Annotated in this window: 18 protein-coding genes; 11 read left to right on the forward strand and 7 right to left on the reverse strand. The window is 44.3% G+C overall.

Translation table 11 applies throughout. The features are described 5' to 3' along the window. The first annotated feature begins 6 nt into the window (after positions 1–6). From D1136_RS07000 to D1136_RS07010, 3 genes are read left to right on the forward strand one after another with little or no spacing between them, the layout of a single operon-like run. Positions 7–684 (forward strand): RNA methyltransferase, encoded by a 678-nt coding sequence (locus D1136_RS07000; protein ID WP_161876917.1) that lies wholly within the window; start codon positions 7–9, stop codon positions 682–684. Further along, the gene (locus D1136_RS07005) at positions 681–1,418 is read left to right on the forward strand and encodes a hypothetical protein (protein WP_161876918.1); all 738 of its coding nucleotides are present in this window, start codon (positions 681–683) and stop codon (positions 1,416–1,418) included. The genes D1136_RS07000 and D1136_RS07005 overlap by 4 nt, the downstream gene beginning before the upstream one ends. Before the next feature lie 33 nt (positions 1,419–1,451). Further along, positions 1,452–3,350, forward strand: coding sequence for a dihydrofolate reductase (locus tag D1136_RS07010; protein ID WP_161876919.1), 1,899 nt, complete (start codon positions 1,452–1,454; stop codon positions 3,348–3,350). A 59-nt stretch (positions 3,351–3,409) separates the two neighbouring features. On the opposite strand, the gene tpiA is transcribed toward D1136_RS07010, so the two are convergent. From tpiA to D1136_RS07025, 3 genes are read right to left on the reverse strand one after another with little or no spacing between them, the layout of a single operon-like run. After that, a complete protein-coding gene (gene tpiA / locus D1136_RS07015) occupies positions 3,410–4,177 on the reverse strand; it encodes a triose-phosphate isomerase (protein WP_161876920.1) in 768 nt (255 codons plus the stop codon). Positions 4,178–4,208: 31 nt separating this feature from the next. Further along, a complete protein-coding gene (locus D1136_RS07020) occupies positions 4,209–5,456 on the reverse strand; it encodes a BT_3928 family protein (RefSeq protein WP_161876921.1) in 1,248 nt (415 codons plus the stop codon). A 19-nt stretch (positions 5,457–5,475) separates the two neighbouring features. After that, positions 5,476–6,039 (reverse strand): DUF1599 domain-containing protein, encoded by a 564-nt coding sequence (locus tag D1136_RS07025; protein ID WP_161876922.1) that lies wholly within the window; start codon positions 6,037–6,039, stop codon positions 5,476–5,478. 168 nt (positions 6,040–6,207) lie between these two features. Between D1136_RS07025 and folP the strand changes: the two genes are divergently transcribed. Then, complete coding sequence (gene folP / locus D1136_RS07030; RefSeq protein ID WP_161876923.1) at positions 6,208–7,047, forward strand: dihydropteroate synthase; 840 nt, start codon at positions 6,208–6,210, stop codon at positions 7,045–7,047. A 33-nt stretch (positions 7,048–7,080) separates the two neighbouring features. On the opposite strand, the gene D1136_RS07035 is transcribed toward folP, so the two are convergent. The 4 genes from D1136_RS07035 to D1136_RS07050 form a co-directional block, all read right to left on the reverse strand. Continuing rightward, on the reverse strand, positions 7,081–7,635 hold the full coding sequence (locus D1136_RS07035) for an RNA methyltransferase (RefSeq protein WP_161876924.1): 555 nt from the start codon (positions 7,633–7,635) through the stop codon (positions 7,081–7,083). Positions 7,636–7,637: 2 nt separating this feature from the next. Continuing rightward, on the reverse strand, positions 7,638–8,960 hold the full coding sequence (miaB, locus tag D1136_RS07040; protein ID WP_161876925.1) for a tRNA (N6-isopentenyl adenosine(37)-C2)-methylthiotransferase MiaB: 1,323 nt from the start codon (positions 8,958–8,960) through the stop codon (positions 7,638–7,640). Between the two features lie 127 nt (positions 8,961–9,087). Beyond that, the gene (locus D1136_RS07045; RefSeq protein WP_161876926.1) at positions 9,088–10,572 is read right to left on the reverse strand and encodes an OmpP1/FadL family transporter; all 1,485 of its coding nucleotides are present in this window, start codon (positions 10,570–10,572) and stop codon (positions 9,088–9,090) included. Positions 10,573–10,594: 22 nt separating this feature from the next. Then, a complete protein-coding gene (locus D1136_RS07050) occupies positions 10,595–12,133 on the reverse strand; it encodes a hypothetical protein (RefSeq protein WP_161876927.1) in 1,539 nt (512 codons plus the stop codon). Positions 12,134–12,365: 232 nt separating this feature from the next. Between D1136_RS07050 and proS the strand changes: the two genes are divergently transcribed. The 7 genes from proS (at position 12,366) to D1136_RS07085 (ending at position 19,340) form a co-directional block, all read left to right on the forward strand. Then, positions 12,366–13,841, forward strand: coding sequence for a proline--tRNA ligase (gene proS / locus D1136_RS07055; RefSeq protein WP_161876928.1), 1,476 nt, complete (start codon positions 12,366–12,368; stop codon positions 13,839–13,841). Positions 13,842–13,856: 15 nt separating this feature from the next. Further along, on the forward strand, positions 13,857–15,077 hold the full coding sequence (pepT, locus tag D1136_RS07060; RefSeq protein ID WP_161876929.1) for a peptidase T: 1,221 nt from the start codon (positions 13,857–13,859) through the stop codon (positions 15,075–15,077). Positions 15,078–15,185: 108 nt separating this feature from the next. After that, a complete protein-coding gene (gene rd, locus D1136_RS07065; RefSeq protein ID WP_161876930.1) occupies positions 15,186–15,350 on the forward strand; it encodes a rubredoxin in 165 nt (54 codons plus the stop codon). A gap of 274 nt (positions 15,351–15,624) precedes the next feature. Next, positions 15,625–16,635, forward strand: a complete 1,011-nt coding sequence (locus D1136_RS07070; RefSeq protein WP_161876931.1) for a PstS family phosphate ABC transporter substrate-binding protein — start codon at positions 15,625–15,627, stop codon at positions 16,633–16,635. Then, positions 16,632–17,561, forward strand: coding sequence for a phosphate ABC transporter permease subunit PstC (pstC, locus tag D1136_RS07075; RefSeq protein ID WP_161876932.1), 930 nt, complete (start codon positions 16,632–16,634; stop codon positions 17,559–17,561). The genes D1136_RS07070 and pstC overlap by 4 nt, the downstream gene beginning before the upstream one ends. Positions 17,562–17,579: 18 nt before the next feature. After that, positions 17,580–18,425 carry a PstA family ABC transporter permease gene (locus D1136_RS07080; protein WP_161876933.1) on the forward strand — a complete coding sequence of 282 codons (846 nt, stop codon included), beginning with the start codon at positions 17,580–17,582 and terminating at the stop codon, positions 18,423–18,425. A 45-nt stretch (positions 18,426–18,470) separates the two neighbouring features. Then, entirely contained in the window at positions 18,471–19,340 is an 870-nt protein-coding gene (locus D1136_RS07085) for a phosphate ABC transporter ATP-binding protein (RefSeq protein ID WP_202623091.1), read from the forward strand. The last annotated feature ends 24 nt before the right edge of the window (positions 19,341–19,364 follow it).

Genomic DNA, 19,364 nt, shown 5'->3' on the forward strand with positions numbered 1-19,364 from the left:
GATGTCATGAAAACTGTCAGAGAGCAGGTTGAATATTTGAGAAATTTTGTAGTGGATGAGAAGAATGCGTTGTTGACCCGGATGATTGAGGAAAGAACGGATTATGTGACAGTGGTGTTGGAAGATTTGTACCAGTCCCATAATCAGAGTGCCGTTATGCGTTCTGCTGATTGTTATGGAGTTCAGGATGTACACTTAATAGAGAACCGGAATTCTTATGATATCAGTTCGACAGTTTCACAGGGTGCCCGGGCATGGCTTTCTTTGCACAGGCATAAAGAGCTGGAGGATAATACTCTGTCGACTATTGATGAATTGAGGAGGGCTGGTTACAGAATTATCGCTACAACTCCGCATACAAATGATGTATTGTTGGACGAACTGGATCTGGAAAAGGGTAAGATGGCTTTTTTCTTCGGTACCGAGCTGACAGGATTGTCTTCAACGGTGATAGACCAGGCTGATGAATTTGTAAAGGTGCCCATGTATGGTTTTACTGAGAGTTTGAATGTCAGTGTGTGCGCCGCATTGATTATGTACAGTGTTACCCAAAGATTGCGGCAAAGCAGTCTGGATTGGCATTTGTCCGGCAAGCGGAAGGATGAGGTATTTTTACAATGGTATAAGCATACGGTGAAGGCCTCTGCGGAAATTTTAGAGCGTTTTAATGGGGTAGAGAAATGAGAGTAGGAATCTTTTTGTTTTTGTGGATTTGGGTGTTGCCGGGTTGGGCCCAGGCAGATAGTATTGCGGTCTCTTTTGAGAGAATGAAAGAGGCGGAGACGGATAGTATACGTTTGAAATGGGCAGATAAAATTCCCTCCTATTTGAAGACACTGGAGTTTGGCCAATATCCTGCATTGCGCCAGGTGAAGTTCTTGGGTTACAGAAAGTGTGTAAACAGCGAAGCTGAATTGTTTTCCTGGACTGTGCCATTGCAGGATGGAATGGCTTATTATAATTGGTTTTCATTGAAAGGCGGACATCAGCAAGGCTATTTGCTGAAATATGTACCCGATGAGGAAAGTGAAACGGAGGGTTGGCTTTTTTATGACCTGGTGGCTTTTGAGTCCGGGGAGCAGATTTATTATGCTTTGTTGGGATGGAGAAAAACTCCGGCTACCAATCAGAAAATTGTCAGAATAGCTCGCTTCAACCGCAATGGAACAGTTCGGTTCGACCGACCGTTATTGCAAAGAGGAACGAGTCGGAGCGGTACCCTGGCTTTTGAGTATGCCGGTGATGGCAGTATGATGCTGAAACAGGACAAGAAGGGAAAACGTATAATTTTTGATCATTTGGCTCCTAAGAATCCGAAATACAAGGGGTATTTTATGTTTTACGGTCCTGACGGCTCTTATGATGCATTCGTATTGAAAGGAGGAAAATGGCTGTACCAGGAGAATGTAAAACCGTAAAACCGGGTTGAATCGGAAGAAAAAACGAAAACAATGAAAGATTTTATTTGGCAAACCGAACAATTTGCAGATATAAAAATATTACGTTATCAGGTTCCGGCATTTGAGTCGTTAACGTTAAAGGAAAAGATTTTTATCTATTATCTGAGCCGGGCTGCTTTGGCTGGGAGGGATATTCTCTGGGATCAGAACAACCAGTACAATCTGCGGGTACGCCGGCTTTTGGAAAAGATTATCCGGGAATATGCCGGAGATCGTGAAACCGATGGTTTTCGCCAGTTTATGCTTTATGCCAGGCAGGTGTTTTTTGCCAATGGCGTGCATCATCATTATTCTATGGATAAGTTTGTTCCGGGCTTTTCGCAGGAATATTGCCGGCAGTTAGCGGAAGCTGTCGGAGAAACAGAGGCTTTTGAAGAGGTGGAAAAGATTATTTTTGAGCCTTCTTATATGGCTAAACGGGTTGTTTTGGATAAAGGCCGGGATTTGATAGCCTCTTCGGCAAATCATTATTATGTCGGTGTGACCCAGAAGGAAGTAGAAGAATTTTACCGGACAGATGGAGAGTTGCAGGATTGCCCGGTGTCGAGGGGATTGAATTCGACTTTAGTAAAAGAAGACGGAAAAATAGTTGAACAGGTTTGGAAAGTCGGAGGAAAGTACGGAAAATATCTGGAACAGATCGTTTTTTGGTTGGAGCAGGCTTTGTCTTATGCCTGTAATGAACAGCAACAGAAGGCGATGCATTTGTTAATAGATTATTATAAAACCGGTGACTTAAAACTTTTTGACGACTATTCCATTGAGTGGCTGAAAGAAGATGAGGCTTCGGTTGATTTTATCAATGGTTTTATTGAAGTTTACGGAGACCCGTTGGCTTATAAAGCCAGTTGGGAATCGGTTGTTGAAATCGTTGACCGTGAAGCTTGCGAGCGTACCGGTAAACTGGCGGAGAATGCACTTTGGTTTGAGCAGCATGCCCCGGTTGACGAACGTTTTAAAAAGACAGAGGTAAAAGGGATTATGGCCCGGGTGATGCAGGTTGCTATGTTGGGGGGGGATTGCCATCCTTCTACGCCGATAGGTATTAATTTACCGAATGCGGAGTGGATTCGGGAGCGGTATGGAAGTAAATCGGTGACTTTGGATAATATCACTTATGCCTATGATATGGCTGCCCGTTTTTCTGGCGTGTTGGATGAGTTTGCCGCTACGGAAGAGGAGAAGGAATGGACTCGCCAATTCGGGGCGTTGGGGAGCAGTGTGCATACGGATTTGCACGAATGTCTGGGACACGGTTCGGGGAAAATGCTTCTGGGAATCACAACGGAGGCTTTGCGTAATTACTATTCCACTATTGAAGAAGCCCGGGCTGATTTGTTTGCTTTGTATTATATGATGGACCCGAAATTGATAGAGTTGGGAATTATTCCGTCTCAGGAAGTAGCCAAAGCCGAATATTGCAGTTATATCCGCAATGGTCTGATGGTGCAGTTGACGCGGATTAAGCCAGGGGCCCAACTGGAAGAATCTCATATGCGTAACCGTCAGACTATTGCAGCATGGGTATATGACCGGGGACGGAGCAATGGGGTGATTGAACGGGTGAGAAAAGAGGGGAAGACTTTTTTTGTGATCCGGGATTTTACGGCTTTACGACTTTTGTTCGGGCAATTGCTTGCCGAAGTACAACGTATTAAATCGGAGGGGGATTATGAGGCGGCCCGTCAGTTGATTGAAACTTACGGAGTAAAAGTGGATCCAGAATTGCATGCCGAAATATTAGAGCGGTACGAGCGGTTGGGTGTGGCGCCTTATGCCGGTTTCATCAATCCGGAATATGCTCCGGTGGAAGAGAACGGAGAGATTGTTGATGTGAGAATTTCTTATCCGGAAGATTTCCTGACTCAGATGCTGGACTACGGTAAGTAGGGATGAAAACGGCAGCATTCTTTTTGAGAATGCTGCCGTTTTTTTGCCATAAAGAGAAATTAATGATTTTGTCGGGCATTTATGATGGCCATAAAATCATCGGCTTTCAAAGAGGCACCTCCGATTAAACCGCCGTCAACATTTGGTTGGGAGAATAATTCGTCTGCATTTTTTGCGTTACAACTTCCTCCGTATAAGATAGAAGTATTGTCAGCTACGGCCTGACCATATTTTTCTGCTACGGTTTTCCGGATAAAATTATGCATTTCTTCTGCCTGAGTGGAGGTCGCAGTTTTTCCGGTGCCGATAGCCCAAACCGGTTCATAGGCAATCACGATGTGGGCGAATTGTTCTGCCGGGAGGCTGAATAAGCCGTTTACCAGCTGGGATTTCACCACTTCAAAATGTTTGTTGGCTTCTCTTTCTGCCAGGACTTCTCCGACGCAGAAGATAACCTCCAGTTGATTTTCCAGGGCGCGTTCTACTTTCTTTACTAAAATAGCATCGTTTTCTCCATAGTAACTTCTTCTTTCCGAGTGGCCCAGAATTACATATTTGCTTCCGGTGGAGGCGACCATTGCTGCTGAGACCTCACCTGTGTAAGCTCCGGACGCTTCTGTTGCGCAGTTCTGTGCAGATACAGCAATGAAGTTGGGGTCAACTATTTTATTGATTTCTGCCAGATGTATAAAAGGGGTTCCGATAACAACCGTTACGTTTTTGATGTCGGCTTCCTTCACTTTGTTGTTTACTTCTTTTGCCAATTCAATTCCTTCTTGCAGGGTTTTATTCATCTTCCAGTTTCCTGCAACGATTTTTTTTCTCATAATGGTTTTGTTTAGACTATGTTATGTTGAATTATTTGACTGTTTTTTTGTATTTTCTGCTGAGATAGAAAGTTAAGCAGGTTAAATAAAGCAAAATTAAAGTATAGACCAGATATTTATCCTTTATTTGCTGTTGTCGGATCAGACAATAGGCTGCCGGATCGGTATGTTCGAGTTCTTCTACTTCCGGCAAATCCCGGTGGCCCCATTTGTCGAGTATGGTACCTTCCTTCAGCAGAATCAAGCCGGGGTTGGAACGTACTATGGTTTTCAGTTGAATTTCATCCGTAGAACAGAAGTCGTAATTGACGTCATGGTCTTTGGCGTATTGCTGAATTTCTTCCCCTACGGAAGCGGACAAGCCATAGAACCGGTAGCCTTTGTCTTTGGCGTATGCTGCCAGACGGTTTAGTTTTTCCTGATTCTCCGGATCGGTTTTCTGGATGTTATAGGCAATTGCTAAAAAAGTGTAGCCCGGGTCGGTTAAGACTTCCTGTGTAATGTCTCCCATTGCCGGATGTTCTATGACAAAATCGTGAATCGGGGCTTTGTAGCCTTCTTTCACTAATTTTTCAGAAGAACTGTCATATTCCCAGTTCAGGGTATCTTGCCAAGGATAGTTTTGCTCGGTAAATTCTTTAATTTCACCGGTATTCTTATTTTTGTATTTTAGGGTAATTTCGTACTGGTCATGGGGAGCTCCTTCCGGAATAGTCATACCTTCCGTGATGTTTTTACCGATAGCGTAAGGACGAAAATCCAAGAGCGGAAGATGACGGTAGGAATAGCATTCAATACCCAACATGAAAAGGGCCGTGATTGCCAGGAGCAGACTTTCTTCCAGTACATTGAAAATGGACTTGAATTTGGTTCGGTTATAAAAAACAACCAGCGTGAGTGCCAATAATATAATGTTTTTCCAGAAGGTTTCCCAGTTTGTCAGGACGAGGGCATCGCCGAAGCACCCGCAGTCGGTTACCGGATTTTTGATGGCCAGTATCAAAGTCAGTGGGGTAAAGACTCCCATAAAGAGTAAAGCTCCCCAACTGGCCCATTTGGTTTTTATATTCAGGAGCAGGCCGATACCGATCATAAATTCGGCCAAGGAAAGCAAAAAAGAAAAGAAGAGGGCGGAGAAATTCATCCAGGGCATGCCGAAGGCATTGAAATAGTCGATGAATTTGTAATTTGACCCTAATGGATCAACACCTTTGACAAAGCCTGAATAGATAAAAGTCAATCCAATTAAGATTCTGCAAATATTCCTCAATAATTTCATAGTACGTTCAGGTTTAGGGTTACTGTTTGTTTTCTTCTAAGGTCAGGCGGATAAGCGCAAAAACGGCATAGTTGACCATGTCGTAATAGTTGGCATCTATCCCTTCGGAAATCAGGGTGTTGCCTTCGTTATCCTCGATTTGTTTGGTGCGGTAAATTTTCATGAGAATCAGATCGGTATAGGAACTGGTGCGCATGCTGCGCCAGGCTTCTCCGTAATCGTGGTTTTTATTGAGCATTAATTCCTTGGCTTTTTGGAAGTAAGTTTCATAAAGCCGGGAAATCTTTTCCTGCTCTTCTTTGATATCTTCACCCGGTCCCAGTTCCAGTTGAATCAGTCCCATCAGGGAATAATTGATGATGCCGATGAATTCGGGGACTATTCCTTCGTTGACCTTACAAATCCCTTTTTCTTCAATACTTCGGATTCGATTGGCCTTGATAAAAATCTGGTCGGTCAGGGAAGTGGGGCGTAATATCCTCCAGGCCATTCCGTAATCATGCATTTTTTTCAAAAAAATATCCCTGCAAGTCTCGATCACAATATCATATTCTTTTGTGGTGTCAGGCGTAATTTTTTCCATTTAATTGATTATTAATCTGACTTGTTGTTTGGTTTATTTTTAACAAGTTCGGGAATATAATTAAAAGTCGTTCCTTTTACACTATGAAATGTAAAAAACTAATTGTTATTTTGAACGTGTAAATTTAGCAAATAGAAATGAAAGGTAAAAGGCAAAAGACAAAAAGTAATGGAGAAGGAAATAAAATTGGGAGATACGGTTATTAATTTGTCCGTTCCTTTAGTAATGGGAATTTTGAATGTAACGCCGGATTCTTTTTACGACGGTGGGAAGTATATGAGTGAGGTGAAGGCGATTGAGCGGATTCATCGGCTGATGGAAGAGGGAGCTGATATCATAGACGTGGGAGCCTGTTCGACTCGTCCGGGGGCTGCTTTTGTTGATGAAAAGGAGGAGCTGGCCCGTTTGAGCTGGGGTGTGGAGTTGGTCCGTAAGTATTATCCTCATGCTGTGGTTTCTGTAGATACTTTCAGGGCCCGGGTAGCAGAAGAAATTGCTTCTTGTCTGGGGCCGGTCATTGTGAATGATATTTCCGGGGGAACTATGGATGAGGGGATGTTTGATTTTATGGCAAAGTCGGGATTGCCCTATATTTTGATGCATATCCAGGGGACCCCTCAGACGATGCAGCAAAATCCGGTGTATACGGATGTAGTAGCGGATATACAGGATTTTTTTGTAGAACGGATCGGGCGTTTAAATGCATTGGGATTCGATAATCTGATTCTTGACCCGGGGTTTGGATTCGGCAAAACGCTGGACCATAATTATGAGTTAATGAACCGGATGGAGGTTTTGCAGGAATTGGGTTATCCCTTGTTGGTGGGTATTTCCCGTAAGTCTATGATATGCCGGTTGCTGGAGTGCACTCCGTCCGAGGCTTTAAACGGTACGACGGTGTTGAATACTTACGCTTTGCTGAAAGGAGCTAAAATCTTGCGGGTACATGATGTGAAGGAGGCAAAAGAAGCCGTGCGTATCGTCCGGAAATTGAATGGACAGGAATAATGGCGGCTGTATACATTTTTACAGTATACCCGGTTAATCATATCCCTTTTTCATCTTATCCAGGAAAGGATGGATGATTTGCCATAGTACCATGCCTACGGTCACTGAGATATTGAAAGAATGTTTGGTTCCGAACTGGGGAATTTCGATACAACCGTCTGAAGCGTTAATGATTTCCTGTTGAACGCCTTTTACCTCATTTCCGAAAACCAAGGCATATTTTTCGTCCGGTGTGATCCGGAAATTTTCTAAAGAAGTCGTATTTTCTGCTTGTTCAATGGCGTAGATTTTATATCCCTGTGCTTTGAGTTTTTCCACAGTGGCCAAGGCATCCTGTGCGTATTCCCAGGCGACTGCGTCTTCTGCTCCGAGGGCCGTTTTGTGTACCTCCCGGTTTTCAGGTGTGGAGGTGATTCCGCAAAGATAGATTTTTTCCACCCGGAAAGCGTCCGAGGTTCGGAATACTGAGCCTACATTGTTCTGACTCCGGATGTTGTCCAATATGATGACTACCGGTAATTTCGGGGCTTGTTTATATTCTTCGGGACTGAGGCGGTTTAATTCCTGGTTTTGTAGCTTACGATACATGATTATGCAATTTCTCCTATTAATGTGGCAGAGGTACAATCTTTAACTTTTACCCGGACGAAATCACCTATCTGAATTCCGGGAGCGGGAAATACGATGACTTTGTTCTGGCTGCTGCGCCCGAACATTTCGTGGGGATTTTTTTTGGACACACCTTCTACCAGTACTTCAAAGGTTTTGCCGATGTCCCGGCGGTTGCTTTGCAGAGACCATCCCGTTTGCAAATCGATGAGTTGCTGTAAACGCCGGCTTTTTGTAGTTTCGTCGACATTGTCCGGCAAACTCCTGGAAGCTTTTGTGCCGGGCCGTTCGGAGTATTTGAACATGTAGGCCAGGTCAAATCCTACTTCTTCCATCAGTTCGAGAGTTTCCCGGAAGTCTTCTTCTGTTTCGTTGTGGAAGCCTACAAAAACATCGGTGGAAATACCGCAGTCGGGAATAATCCTGCGGATGGCCGAAATACGGTCCAGGTACCATTCCCGGGTATATTTCCGGTTCATGTCTTTTAGTACGCTATTGCTGCCGGATTGTACGGGTAGATGGATTGCTTTGCAGATATTGGACCAGCGGGCTATGGTTTCCAAGGTTTCGTCACTCATGTCTTTCGGGTGTGAAGTGGCAAATCTGATCCGCATTTGCGGTACGGTTTGTGCCACCATTTCCAACAGAGCAGGGAATTTAATTTCCGTTTGGTCATCTTTGTAGCAATAGGAATTGACATTTTGTCCGAGCAGGGTGACTTCTTTGTACCCTCTGCGTTGCAAATCCATGACTTCGCTGACGATGCTGTGGGGGCTGCGGCTTCTTTCGCGGCCCCGGGTATAAGGAACTATGCAGTAGGTGCAGAAATTGTTACACCCTCTCATGATGGAAACGAAACCGGAGATGCTGGTCTCATCTATCCGGGACGGACAGATGTCTTTGTAGGTTTCGGTCGTGGATAATTCTATGTTGATGGCTTTTTCTCCCCGGTCAGCTTTTTCTATCAGTAGGGGAAGGTCCATATAAGCATCAGGACCGACAATCAGGTTTACGTTTTTTTCTTCTTCAAATAATTTTTCTCCAAGCCGTTCGGCCATACATCCCATGATGCCGACCAATAACCGGGGATTGCGTTTGCGGATTTCAGAGAAGCCCTGTACTCTCCCTCTCACTCTCTGCTCGGCATTTTCCCTGACAGAGCAGGTATTTACCAGAATGATGTCAGCTTCTTCTTTCTCTTTTGTGTGTATATAGCCTTTGTCTGTCAGAATAGCTGCTACTACTTCACTGTCGGCTACGTTCATCTGACATCCGTAGGTTTCAATGTAAAATTTTTTTGTCATGCTTCTTTATTATTCCCGGTTTCAGTGTTTACAGTCGGGGCCGGGAATTTGTTGCAAAAGTAATATTTTCGCTTTAATCTCTTATTACTTTTGGCCGGAGCTTTTCATTCATTTTTGAATCTGTTGGTTAAAATCGTACTCCCAGGGTGATTTTACCTTCGTGATTGGCGTATTTGTTTTTGACCGGTTCTGCTATCACATCATATAAAGGGTCTTCCGGGTCTTTATAATTGTAGAAATAAGTCGTATTTTCGGCAAATTTGTAAATGTAGGCGGCATCGCAATAAAATTGCCCGAAGTTGAGTCCGAATCCACCGGACACTGCTTGTATTTTACCGGTGGATGTATGGCGGTAAGGAGACGCCCAATATGCATAACCGGCTCTGAGGCTTAATACGCTGTTGGTGCGGTATTCCGCACCGAACCTCAGATTGTGCGTATTTTTCAATTCGGAATGTAACAAGTTGTTCGCACCGTTGCCGTCCGGTTCATAAAAGTCGTATCCTTCTTCTCCGTTGCTGTATTTGGCCGAGTGGTAATTATTGAATTCGTAGTCGAGGCTGATAATGGCTTTTTGCATTAAAACGGTTGCCAGGCTGAACATGGCTTTCCAGGGCGTTTGCATATCATAATTGTAGCGGTAAGGTCCGGCAAAGCTTTCATAGGTATCATAGCCTTCCTCATCCGCCTCGAAGAAAATATTGCGCATATTTTCTTCGTAGTCGTCTGTCAAAGAAAAGTAAGTGGGAGTATGAATGGCCGCCCCGATACGTATTTCCGGCAAAGGTCGGTAAATCAGGCCTACTTTGAAATTGGTGCCTACGCCTTCTGTTTTTAAATATTGGTTGAAATTGTATTGGTCTATACCGTAGAAGTTTGTCTGGTCTCCTTTTCCCGTATATACGGAACGGTATTTGTAGCGGATGGTTTGGATGCCGATACCTAATCCCAGATATAGTTTGTCTTTATAATTGGTGCCGAAAGTAAAATCATATTCCCCCTGATATCCTTCTTCTTTGATCAGCATATGTTGACTTACTTCTTCCGCCGGCCATAAAGTCGGTTCATATTGGTTCAGTTCCTGGTTCCATTCTAAAAGTCCGACATTGTATGCCATGAGCGAGCGGTCTGGAATTTCTTCGTTGTAGGAGAGGGCCAGGTTTGCTTCATTGGCCCATACCAAGGGATAGTTGGTTGGAGAGTGGTAGACAAATTGATTGGTTTTTTGATTGAAATTATTCAGGTTTGTGTAGTTGATGCCGAAGTTGAATCCTTTCCAATCAAACGCTTGATTGTAGAAAGCGGCAACACCTCCCAGCGAAGCCAGTTGCAAAGAGGCTTTCCGGACGGAGCGACTGTCCGAAGAGGTATTCGCAATGTTCAGATAAGGAGTGATGCTTACTTCTGATTTACGGAATACTCCTATTCCTGCCGGGTTGGCGTGAAATGCGGACATGTCGCCGCCCAATGCGCCAAAGGCACCTCCCATGGCCGATGTCCTGGCTGAACCTGTATTGGTTGTTATGGCGTATCTCACCATATCATTTACGGTCTGAGAGAATGAATTTACTCCCATTATGAGCAATATTGAAAGAATATTCAACTTTTTCATGCATCAATCGTTTTTAGTTTCCTTATCGTCTGGGGCCTCCGCCGTTGCGTACCGTGGTCGGGCGTACTGTTCCGCTGCTGCGGGCGGCAGAACCGTTGTTAAAGTTGCTGCGGCTACCGGTAGAATATCGTGTTGAACTGTTGTTATTGTAAGTCGGGCGGTAGGTATTTTGTGGCCGGCTGTATGTTTTTACGTTACTGTTACCCGGCCGGCTGTAATTCTGGCTGTTGGGTCTGGATAAAGTGCCGGGGCGGGCAGCCGGCCGTGTTGTTGGCCGTGTGATGGTGCTGCCTGGTCGTGTGATGGTGCTGCCTGGTCGTGTGATGGTGCTGCCTGGCCGGGTTGTTGTTCCCGGCCGGGTATATGATCCTGTTGTTCCGGGTTTTGGCGTTGTTGGTCGGACCGTAGTTCCTGGTCTGGAGGTATTGGGCCGTACAGGTGTTGTAGGCCGGGTGTTGTTTCCGGGACGTAAGGTGGGTTGTGCCGAAATACCGCCGGGCCTTACCGGGTTATTCCCGGATTGTACTCCACTGGGACGCGGACGCATAGTGCCGGGGTGTTGAAAGCCGTTTCCGGGACGTACATTGCTTCCTGTGTTCGGCCGTGTTGTAGAAGGCCGTGTACCGCTTACTCCCGGACGGAAAGAAGAACCGGGACGTGTTCCTGAAATGTGGTTGCCAACCCCTGGTCGGACAGGAGAGTTGGGGCGTTGCGGTTTGTTGGGGCGATGTCCTCCGCCCCAGTGTCCTCCGTTCCAATGTGGATAATACCAGTATGGGTAATGCCAATAGGGACGGTGCCAATACGGAGGATACCAACTTCCGTACCAGTTGTTATACCAGGGGGAGTACCAGCCGAAATGAAAGTTCCATCCGGGATTGTACCATCCGATGTTGAGTCCCAGATGCCAGCCGCTATTGAAAGCCCACCTGTCGTAGCTCGGATTGTTCCATATCACTGTCCAGATGTATTTGGGATAGGTTCCGAACAGCAGGGAAGAATAAAGGTCTATATTTGTATAGCTGGGAAACCACCAATAACGGCCATTTGCGGTGTATACATTCCAATCCGGATCAAAGGAAAGATTCAAAGCAATATTTTCTCCGTTGGCAATGTACCCGAAGCCCTCAGGGTATTGGTTGATAATGTGTTGAATTTCATTTAAATCTCCTTGGTTACCCTTGTAGCCTCCCACCCAATAACCGGTACTTTCATAAGCGGAATCATCCTGGCTGTCGCTGATTGTCTGGAATTGTTGGTTTACATAGGCTGACGTATTCACATTCTCCCGCACATTGGTTTGGTTTTTGGAACTGGAAAAATTTGCCGGGGGAATGCTGCTTCCTTTATAGGCGGAATGTTCTTCCGTCGGGATGTTCCGGTTTGTGGGAGGATTTTCTGAAAAATTTTGTCCGGTTATATTCTCTACTTCTTGAACAACCAGGGCTTTTTTACCCGGGACGAAATAAATATCGTCTTCTATGGTCGTACTGAGGGATTTACCGGTGGAGCAGGATGAGGCCATAAGGGCTGATGCTGCTATGTATAATAAAGATTTCATGAGTTTATATATATTTTTTATTTAACCTATCAAAAACTATACCATCCGATGATGGAATGTTTTTTACAAGGTGTTAATATTTTCACAAATTTACCCTTCCTTCCGATGGTTTTTGTCGCTTTTCCGGATAAGGGGAAGAGATATGCTTCTCTGGAATAAAAATAGTGAAATTCGGTCACATCTACTATTTTTTTTCTTTAAATTTGCTCCCGTTTTATCAAAAAATAAGAAGATGGGTAAGTTTTTAACATCAAGAAGCGAAGATTATTCACAATGGTATAATGAGTTAGTGGTAAAAGCCGGATTGGCGGAACAGTCAGCCGTTCGGGGGTGTATGGTGATAAAACCATATGGTTATGCAATCTGGGAAAAAATCCAGCGTCAATTGGATGATATGTTTAAGGAAACGGGTCATGTCAATGCTTATTTTCCTTTATTGATTCCCAAATCTTTTTTTTCCAAAGAAGCTGATCATGTAGAAGGTTTTGCTAAAGAGTGTGCCGTTGTGACTCATTATCGTTTGAAAAATGACCCGAATGGCGGAGGGGTGGTTGTGGACCCTGCGGCCAGGTTGGAGGAAGAATACATTATCCGTCCTACTTCTGAAACGATTATTTGGAATACTTATAAAAATTGGATACAGTCTTACCGGGATTTGCCTGTTTTGTGCAATCAATGGGCGAATGTGATGCGCTGGGAAATGCGTACCCGTATGTTTTTACGTACGGCGGAATTTTTATGGCAGGAGGGCCATACGGCTCATGCAACGAGGGAAGAGGCCTTGGCCGAAGCGAATAAGATGGTGCGGGTATATGCAGATTTTGCCAATAAATGGATGGCAGTGCCTGTTATAATGGGTAGCAAAAGTGAGAGTGAGCGGTTTGCGGGTGCATTGGAGACTTTTACTATTGAAGCATTGATGCAGGACGGCAAGGCTTTGCAGGCGGGAACTTCCCATTTCCTGGGACAGAATTTCGCGAAGGCGTTTGATGTTCAGTTTACCAATCAGGAAGGAAAGCTGGATTATGTATGGGCAACTTCCTGGGGGGTGTCTACCCGTTTGATGGGAGCACTGATTATGGCTCATTCGGACGATAATGGTCTGGTGTTGCCTCCGAAGCTGGCTCCTTTGCAGGTTGTCATTGTACCTATTTACAAGGGTGTTGAGGGATTACAGAAAATCAGCGCGAAAGTAGAGGGGGTAATAGAAAAACTGAAGGCTAAGGGAATTTCTGTAAAATATGATGACCGGGATACCCAGAAACCGGGATGGAAATTTGCCGATTATGAACTGAGGGGAGTACCTGTGCGTTTGGCAATAGGTGAGCGGGATTTGGCGAATGGTACGATTGAGGTGGCCCGGCGGGACACTTTGACCAAGGAAACTCTGCCTTTGGAGGGAATAGAGGAATATGTAGAGAAATTGCTGGAGGAGATCCAGGAAAATATTTATCAAAAAGCTCTTTGTTTCAGAGATAGTAAGATTACGAAAGTGGATTCCTATGAGGAGTTTAAAGAGTTGTTGGAAACTAAAGGAGGATTTTTCCTGTGTCATTGGGACGGCACGGCTGAAACGGAAGAACGGATCAAGGCTGAAACGAAGGCTACCATTCGTTGTATTCCTTTTGACAGTCCGGATGAGGAAGGGAAAGATATGGTGAGCGGTAAACCTTCCCATAGGCGGGTGCTGATAGCGAAGGCCTATTAATGAATGATGTTTGGTATGAATGTCACGGAGCGTTTTTTAAGTTACGTCAAGTTTGGCACCCAATCTGACCCGCATGCGGGGGTGACTCCCAGCACGCGGGGGCAACTGGAATTTGCAGAAGTTTTGTGCCATGAGATGAAAGCGATGGGGTTGCAGGAGGTGAGTGTGGATAAATATGGCTATGTGATGGGATTTCTTCCTTCGAATGTGGACAGAGAGACTCCGGCGGTGGGTTTTATTGCCCATTTGGATACGAGTCCTGAGATGGAGGGAGAATTTGTAAATCCTCAGATTGTCACGAATTATAGTGGGAATGATATTGTTCTGAACAAGGAGAAGGGAATTGCCATTACGACGGATGACTTTCCGGAATTGGGAAATTATATCGGGCAGACTTTGATTACGACGGATGGCAATAGTTTGTTGGGGGCGGATGATAAAGCCGGGATTGCTGAGATACTGACAGCGATGGAATACCTGATTGAAAATCCGGAAATAAAACATGGAAAAATCTGTGTTTGCTTTACGCCGGATGAAGAGATAGGCAAGGGGGCCGATCATTTTGATGTGAAAAAGTTTGGGGCTAAGTTTGCTTATACGCTGGATGGTGGAGAAATCGGGGAACTGGAATTTGAAAATTTTAATGCTGCTTATGCTAAGGTCGTTTTTAAAGGACGGAATTTTCATCCCGGTTATGCAAAGAATAAAATGGTCAATTCCATTGCTGTGGCGAACGAATTTCTTTTGAGTCTGCCTCGTAAGGAAGTGCCGGAAAATACTTCCGGGTATGAAGGTTTTTTTCATGTTTATTCTATTAAAGGAGATGTGGAGACAACCGAGGTGGAAATTCTGATTCGGGATTTTGACCGGGACAGGCTGGAGTGGAGAAAGAACACCATAGAAAACGGAGTGAGGGAATTTTCCCGCCGTTTCGGTCTGATCATTGACCTGGAAATGAAAGACCAGTATAGCAATATGCGGGAGAAGATAGAGCCCGTGTATTATATTGTTGACATTGCCAAGCAGGCAATGCAAGAGGTGGGTGTGAAGCCTCAGATTGTTCCGGTGCGCGGGGGTACAGACGGGGCAAGGCTTTCATTTATGGGATTACCTACTCCTAATTTGTTTACCGGCGGACATAATTTTCATGGACGGTATGAATATATTCCCGTGCTTTCTATGGAAAAGGCGGTGCAGATGATTGTCCGTATTGTGGAATTGTGTACTAAAATCTGAATTTTTTTGTCATATTTCTAACTTTTATCCGGAGAGACCGTATATAAGGAAAAATGGTCCGGATAATCGGATGTTTTTTCATATTATGGATATAAAATAAAGTTGGTTATGAAAAAGTACATTTGCACGGTATGTGATTACGTTTATGATCCTGCTCTGGGGGATCCTGACAGTGGTATAGAGCCGGGAACTGCTTTTGAGGATTTGCCGGATGATTGGGTTTGCCCACTTTGCGGAGTCGGGAAAGATGAATTTGAACCGGTGCAGGAATAAGGTAAATAAAAAAAATTTACTTTTTTGTTGCGTATTTAAAAATAAAATCATTACTTTGCAAATAGAATAAAAATTCTGGGGTCGGCAATACCCTTTTATTTAGCTCCATGACAGTGGACTGATATGTAAGGATTCCTGTAAGGAATCCTTTTTTTGTGTAAAAATAAGTAGAAAAACTTACGGAAATAAGGGAAAAGAAGTATTGTTATTTAACAGAATATGAATAGCTTTGCATATTTGTTGGGGGATTAGTTTGACTTGAAATTGAAAGAACATGTATAATATACGTATTGTTTGTGTGTTTTTTTTCTGTATGGGTGTATGGACGGGGGGAGCAAAGAGGTGTTATGCCCAGGAAAAAAATCAGGTTTTGGCAGAACGGCAGAGATATAGGCAGGAATTGCGTCATGAGTTGAAGGGGGAGATTCAGTTGTCCGGAGCTTTTGCATTGTATCCGATGGCTGTGAAATGGGCTGAGGAGTTTCGGAAAATACATCCTAAAGTGCGTATTGATATTTCGGCCGGAGGTGCCGGAAAGGGGATTACGGATGCATTGGCTAAAGTTGTGGATTTGGGGATGGTGTCCAGGGATATTTATCCTCAGGAGATAGCTAAAGGGGCTTTTCCTATAGCGGTGGTAAAAGATGCGGTAGTTCCGACTATCAATTCTGAGAATCCCTTGATTCAGCAGATTTTGGCCATCGGTTTAAAACGGGAGGTTGCGCAGGATTTATGGCTTCATACGACAGCAAAGACCTGGGGAGATGTATTGGGAACGGAGAGTACGATACCGGTGCATGTATATACCCGTTCTGACGCTTGCGGAGCTGCCGAGACTTTTGCTGCCTGGTTGGAGGCTCAGCAGGAAGATTTGGAAGGGACTGCCGTTTTCGGAGATCCCGGAGTCACTTCTGTCGTCCAGCGGGATAAGATAGGAATCGGTTTTAATAATATTGCCTATGCTTATGACATAAATACCAAGAAACCTTATCGTCATATAACGGTTTGTCCTCTGGACCTGAATGGAAACGGACGGATAGACCCGGAAGAGGATTTTTATGAAACAAGTACGCAGTTGAATGCAGCGATTGCCGAGGGAAAATATCCCAGTCCTCCGGCCCGGAATTTGTTTTTGGTAGCAAACGGTATTCCAGAAAAACCGGAAGTGCTGGCTTTCCTTGAATTTATTCTGACAGACGGACAACAATATGCTTCGGAGGTAGGGTATATCAGTCTTTCAACTGAGCTTTTAGAAGAGGAATTACTGAAATTGCAGTCAAAATGAATTCAGAACAAGCAGGTCAAATCATCCGGTTTACTTCGAAGTTCCGGCTTATGAAGGATAAGATGGCAGGTTCTGTCATGCTTACTTTTACCATGGTATCGGTTTTGTTGGTGGTACTGATAGGTATCGGCTTATTGATAAAATCGATGCCTATTTTGCATGAGAAGTCGTTGTGGGAGTTGCTTTGTACGTCGAAATGGAAACCCATGCGGGGTGATTTCGGCTTTTTGCCCTTTGTGATGGGGACGCTTTGGGTGACAGCGATTGCTGTACTTTGGACTTTGCCTGTGGCTTTGTTTACAGCTATTTTCTTAACTGAGAATTCGAAGGCTTGGGTGAAGAAAGTGGTTTTTCCTGCTTTGGATATATTGGCCGGCCTTCCTTCGGTGGTTTATGGCGTTTGGGGGATTTTAGTGATAGTTCCCTGGATTTCCGATACTTTGGCACCTCATTTTGTAGAATATTCTACGGGGTACTCAACTTTGGCTGCGGGGATTGTGTTGGGAATTATGGTATTGCCTTTGCTGATCAGTTTGTTTGTGGAGTTATTTTCGTCAGTGCCCCGGGAATACCGGGAAGCTTCGCTTTCTTTGGGGGCTACCCGCTGGCAAACGACGAAGTATGTGTTGTTGAAAAAGACTTTTCCGGGAATAATTGCTTCCGTGACGTTGGCAATATCAAGGGCTATGGGGGAGACCATTGCAGTGTTGATGGTGTGTGGAAATATTGTGCAGTTGCCCTCATCGCTGTTTGACGGCTGTTATCCGTTGCCGGCTTTGATTGCCAATAACTATGGAGAAATGTTGTCTTTGCCGTTGTATGAATCGGCCCTGATGCTGGCGGCTTTGATTCTTTTCTGTGTTGTGTTTGTGTTTAATATTATGTCCCGTTTGATTCTGAGAAAACTGGAACAGAAATTGGTTTGATTTTAGGAGATTGCTACTATGAAGATAAAGTTTATAGAGGAAAAAGCCATGAAGGCAGTGATGTGGATAACCACTTTACTGGTATTTCTGTTTGTCGGGAGTATTTTGTATACTATAGTCAGGAATGGCTGGAATGCAATGAGTTGGGATATGATTTCTTCTTTGCCCGGTGGCGGGTTTTATATTGGGAAAGAGGGTGGTTTGCTTAATGCTATAGTGGGTTCTTTGTATATCGTGGGGGCTTCTACCGTATTGGGGCTTGTTGTCAGCATTCCGGTTGTTTTTTATCTGAATGTTTATTTGAAGAAAAATTCAAAGCGGGGGGCTTTTGCCCGTTTGGCTTATGATGTCTTGTTCGGAATACCTTCCATTGTGTATGGGGCTTTTGCTTTTACCATAATGATTTATTTGGGATTAAAGACTTCTCTGGGTGGTGGTATTATCGTGATTACTTTGTTAATCATTCCTATTTTCATCCGTTCTATGGATGAAATAGCCCGTGAATTGCCGCAGGATATATTGAATGCTTCTTATTCTTTGGGAGCTACGCGCTATGAAACGATCAAAGTGGTGGTACGGCAGATTGCCCCCGGTATTGCAACTGCTACTTTGTTGTCTGTCGGGCGGGCTATCGGAGATGCGGCTGCGGTGTTGTTTACGGCCGGATATACAGATAATATTCCGGTTTCTTTGGGGCAACCGGCGGCGACTTTGCCTTTGGCGGTATTTTTTCAATTGAGCAGCCCTATTCCGGCAGTTCAGGAACGGGCTTATGCGGCAGCCCTGATTTTAACTTTTATTGTTTTGATTTTGAGTATACTGGGACGGATTATTACGAATCGTTTTTCCAGAAATAAGATATAAATCCGGTTTAACCTGCCAAGTGTTGTAACTTTGTAACTGAAAGATATGAATATTCCTTTTTTGGGTAAGAAGATTAAATGGTATATGCAGGATTTGAACGAAACTGAGTTGAAGAAAGGTTTCTTTCGTCCTTATCAGAAATTTTGTACTAATGAATCGAGGCGTTCGAATATGATTGTGGAAAATCTGAATGTGACTATCCAGCATAATCATATTTTGAAAGATGTTTCGACTGAGATTCCTGACCGAAAGATTACTTGTATTATCGGGCCTTCCGGTTGTGGTAAGTCTACTTTATTGAAAAGCCTGAATCGTTTATTGGACAATAATGAGGATGTGAAAATTAGCGGGAAAGTATTGGTTGACGGAGAGGAATTGTATGCTCCGGGGGTGGAGATTACTCATATCCGGCGTAAAATGGGGTTACTGTCCCAGCGTCCTTGTCCGCTGCCTATGTCTATTTATGACAATATTGCGTATGGGTGCCGCATTCATGGTTTACGGAACCGGAAGAAGCTGAATATGGTGGTCCGGCATTATTTACAGGCTGTCGGGTTGTGGGAGGAGGTGAAAGACCGTTTGCATTCTCCGGCAGGACGGATGTCTATCGGGCAACAACAACGTTTGTGCCTGGCCCGGGGATTAGCGGTTGAACCTCAATTTATTCTGGCTGATGAGGCGACTTCTGCATTAGACCCTATTTCCAGCAAGACCATTGAAGATCTCTTTTTGAAGCTGAAGGAAGAGTATGCGATTGTTTTGGTAACGCATACTTTACGGCAGGCTCTGAGAATTGCTGATTATGTGATTTTCATGTATATGGGAGAGATTGTGGAGGCCGGTCCTGCGGAGCAGATATTTAAGAATCCCCAGAAGGAACTCACCCAAAAATATCTGTCCGGCGTTTTTAGTTAAACAAGGGTTGTGAACCCGGTAATC

The sequence above is a fragment of the Odoribacter sp. Z80 genome, assembly GCF_009935865.1.
Classification (GTDB): domain Bacteria; phylum Bacteroidota; class Bacteroidia; order Bacteroidales; family Marinifilaceae; genus Odoribacter.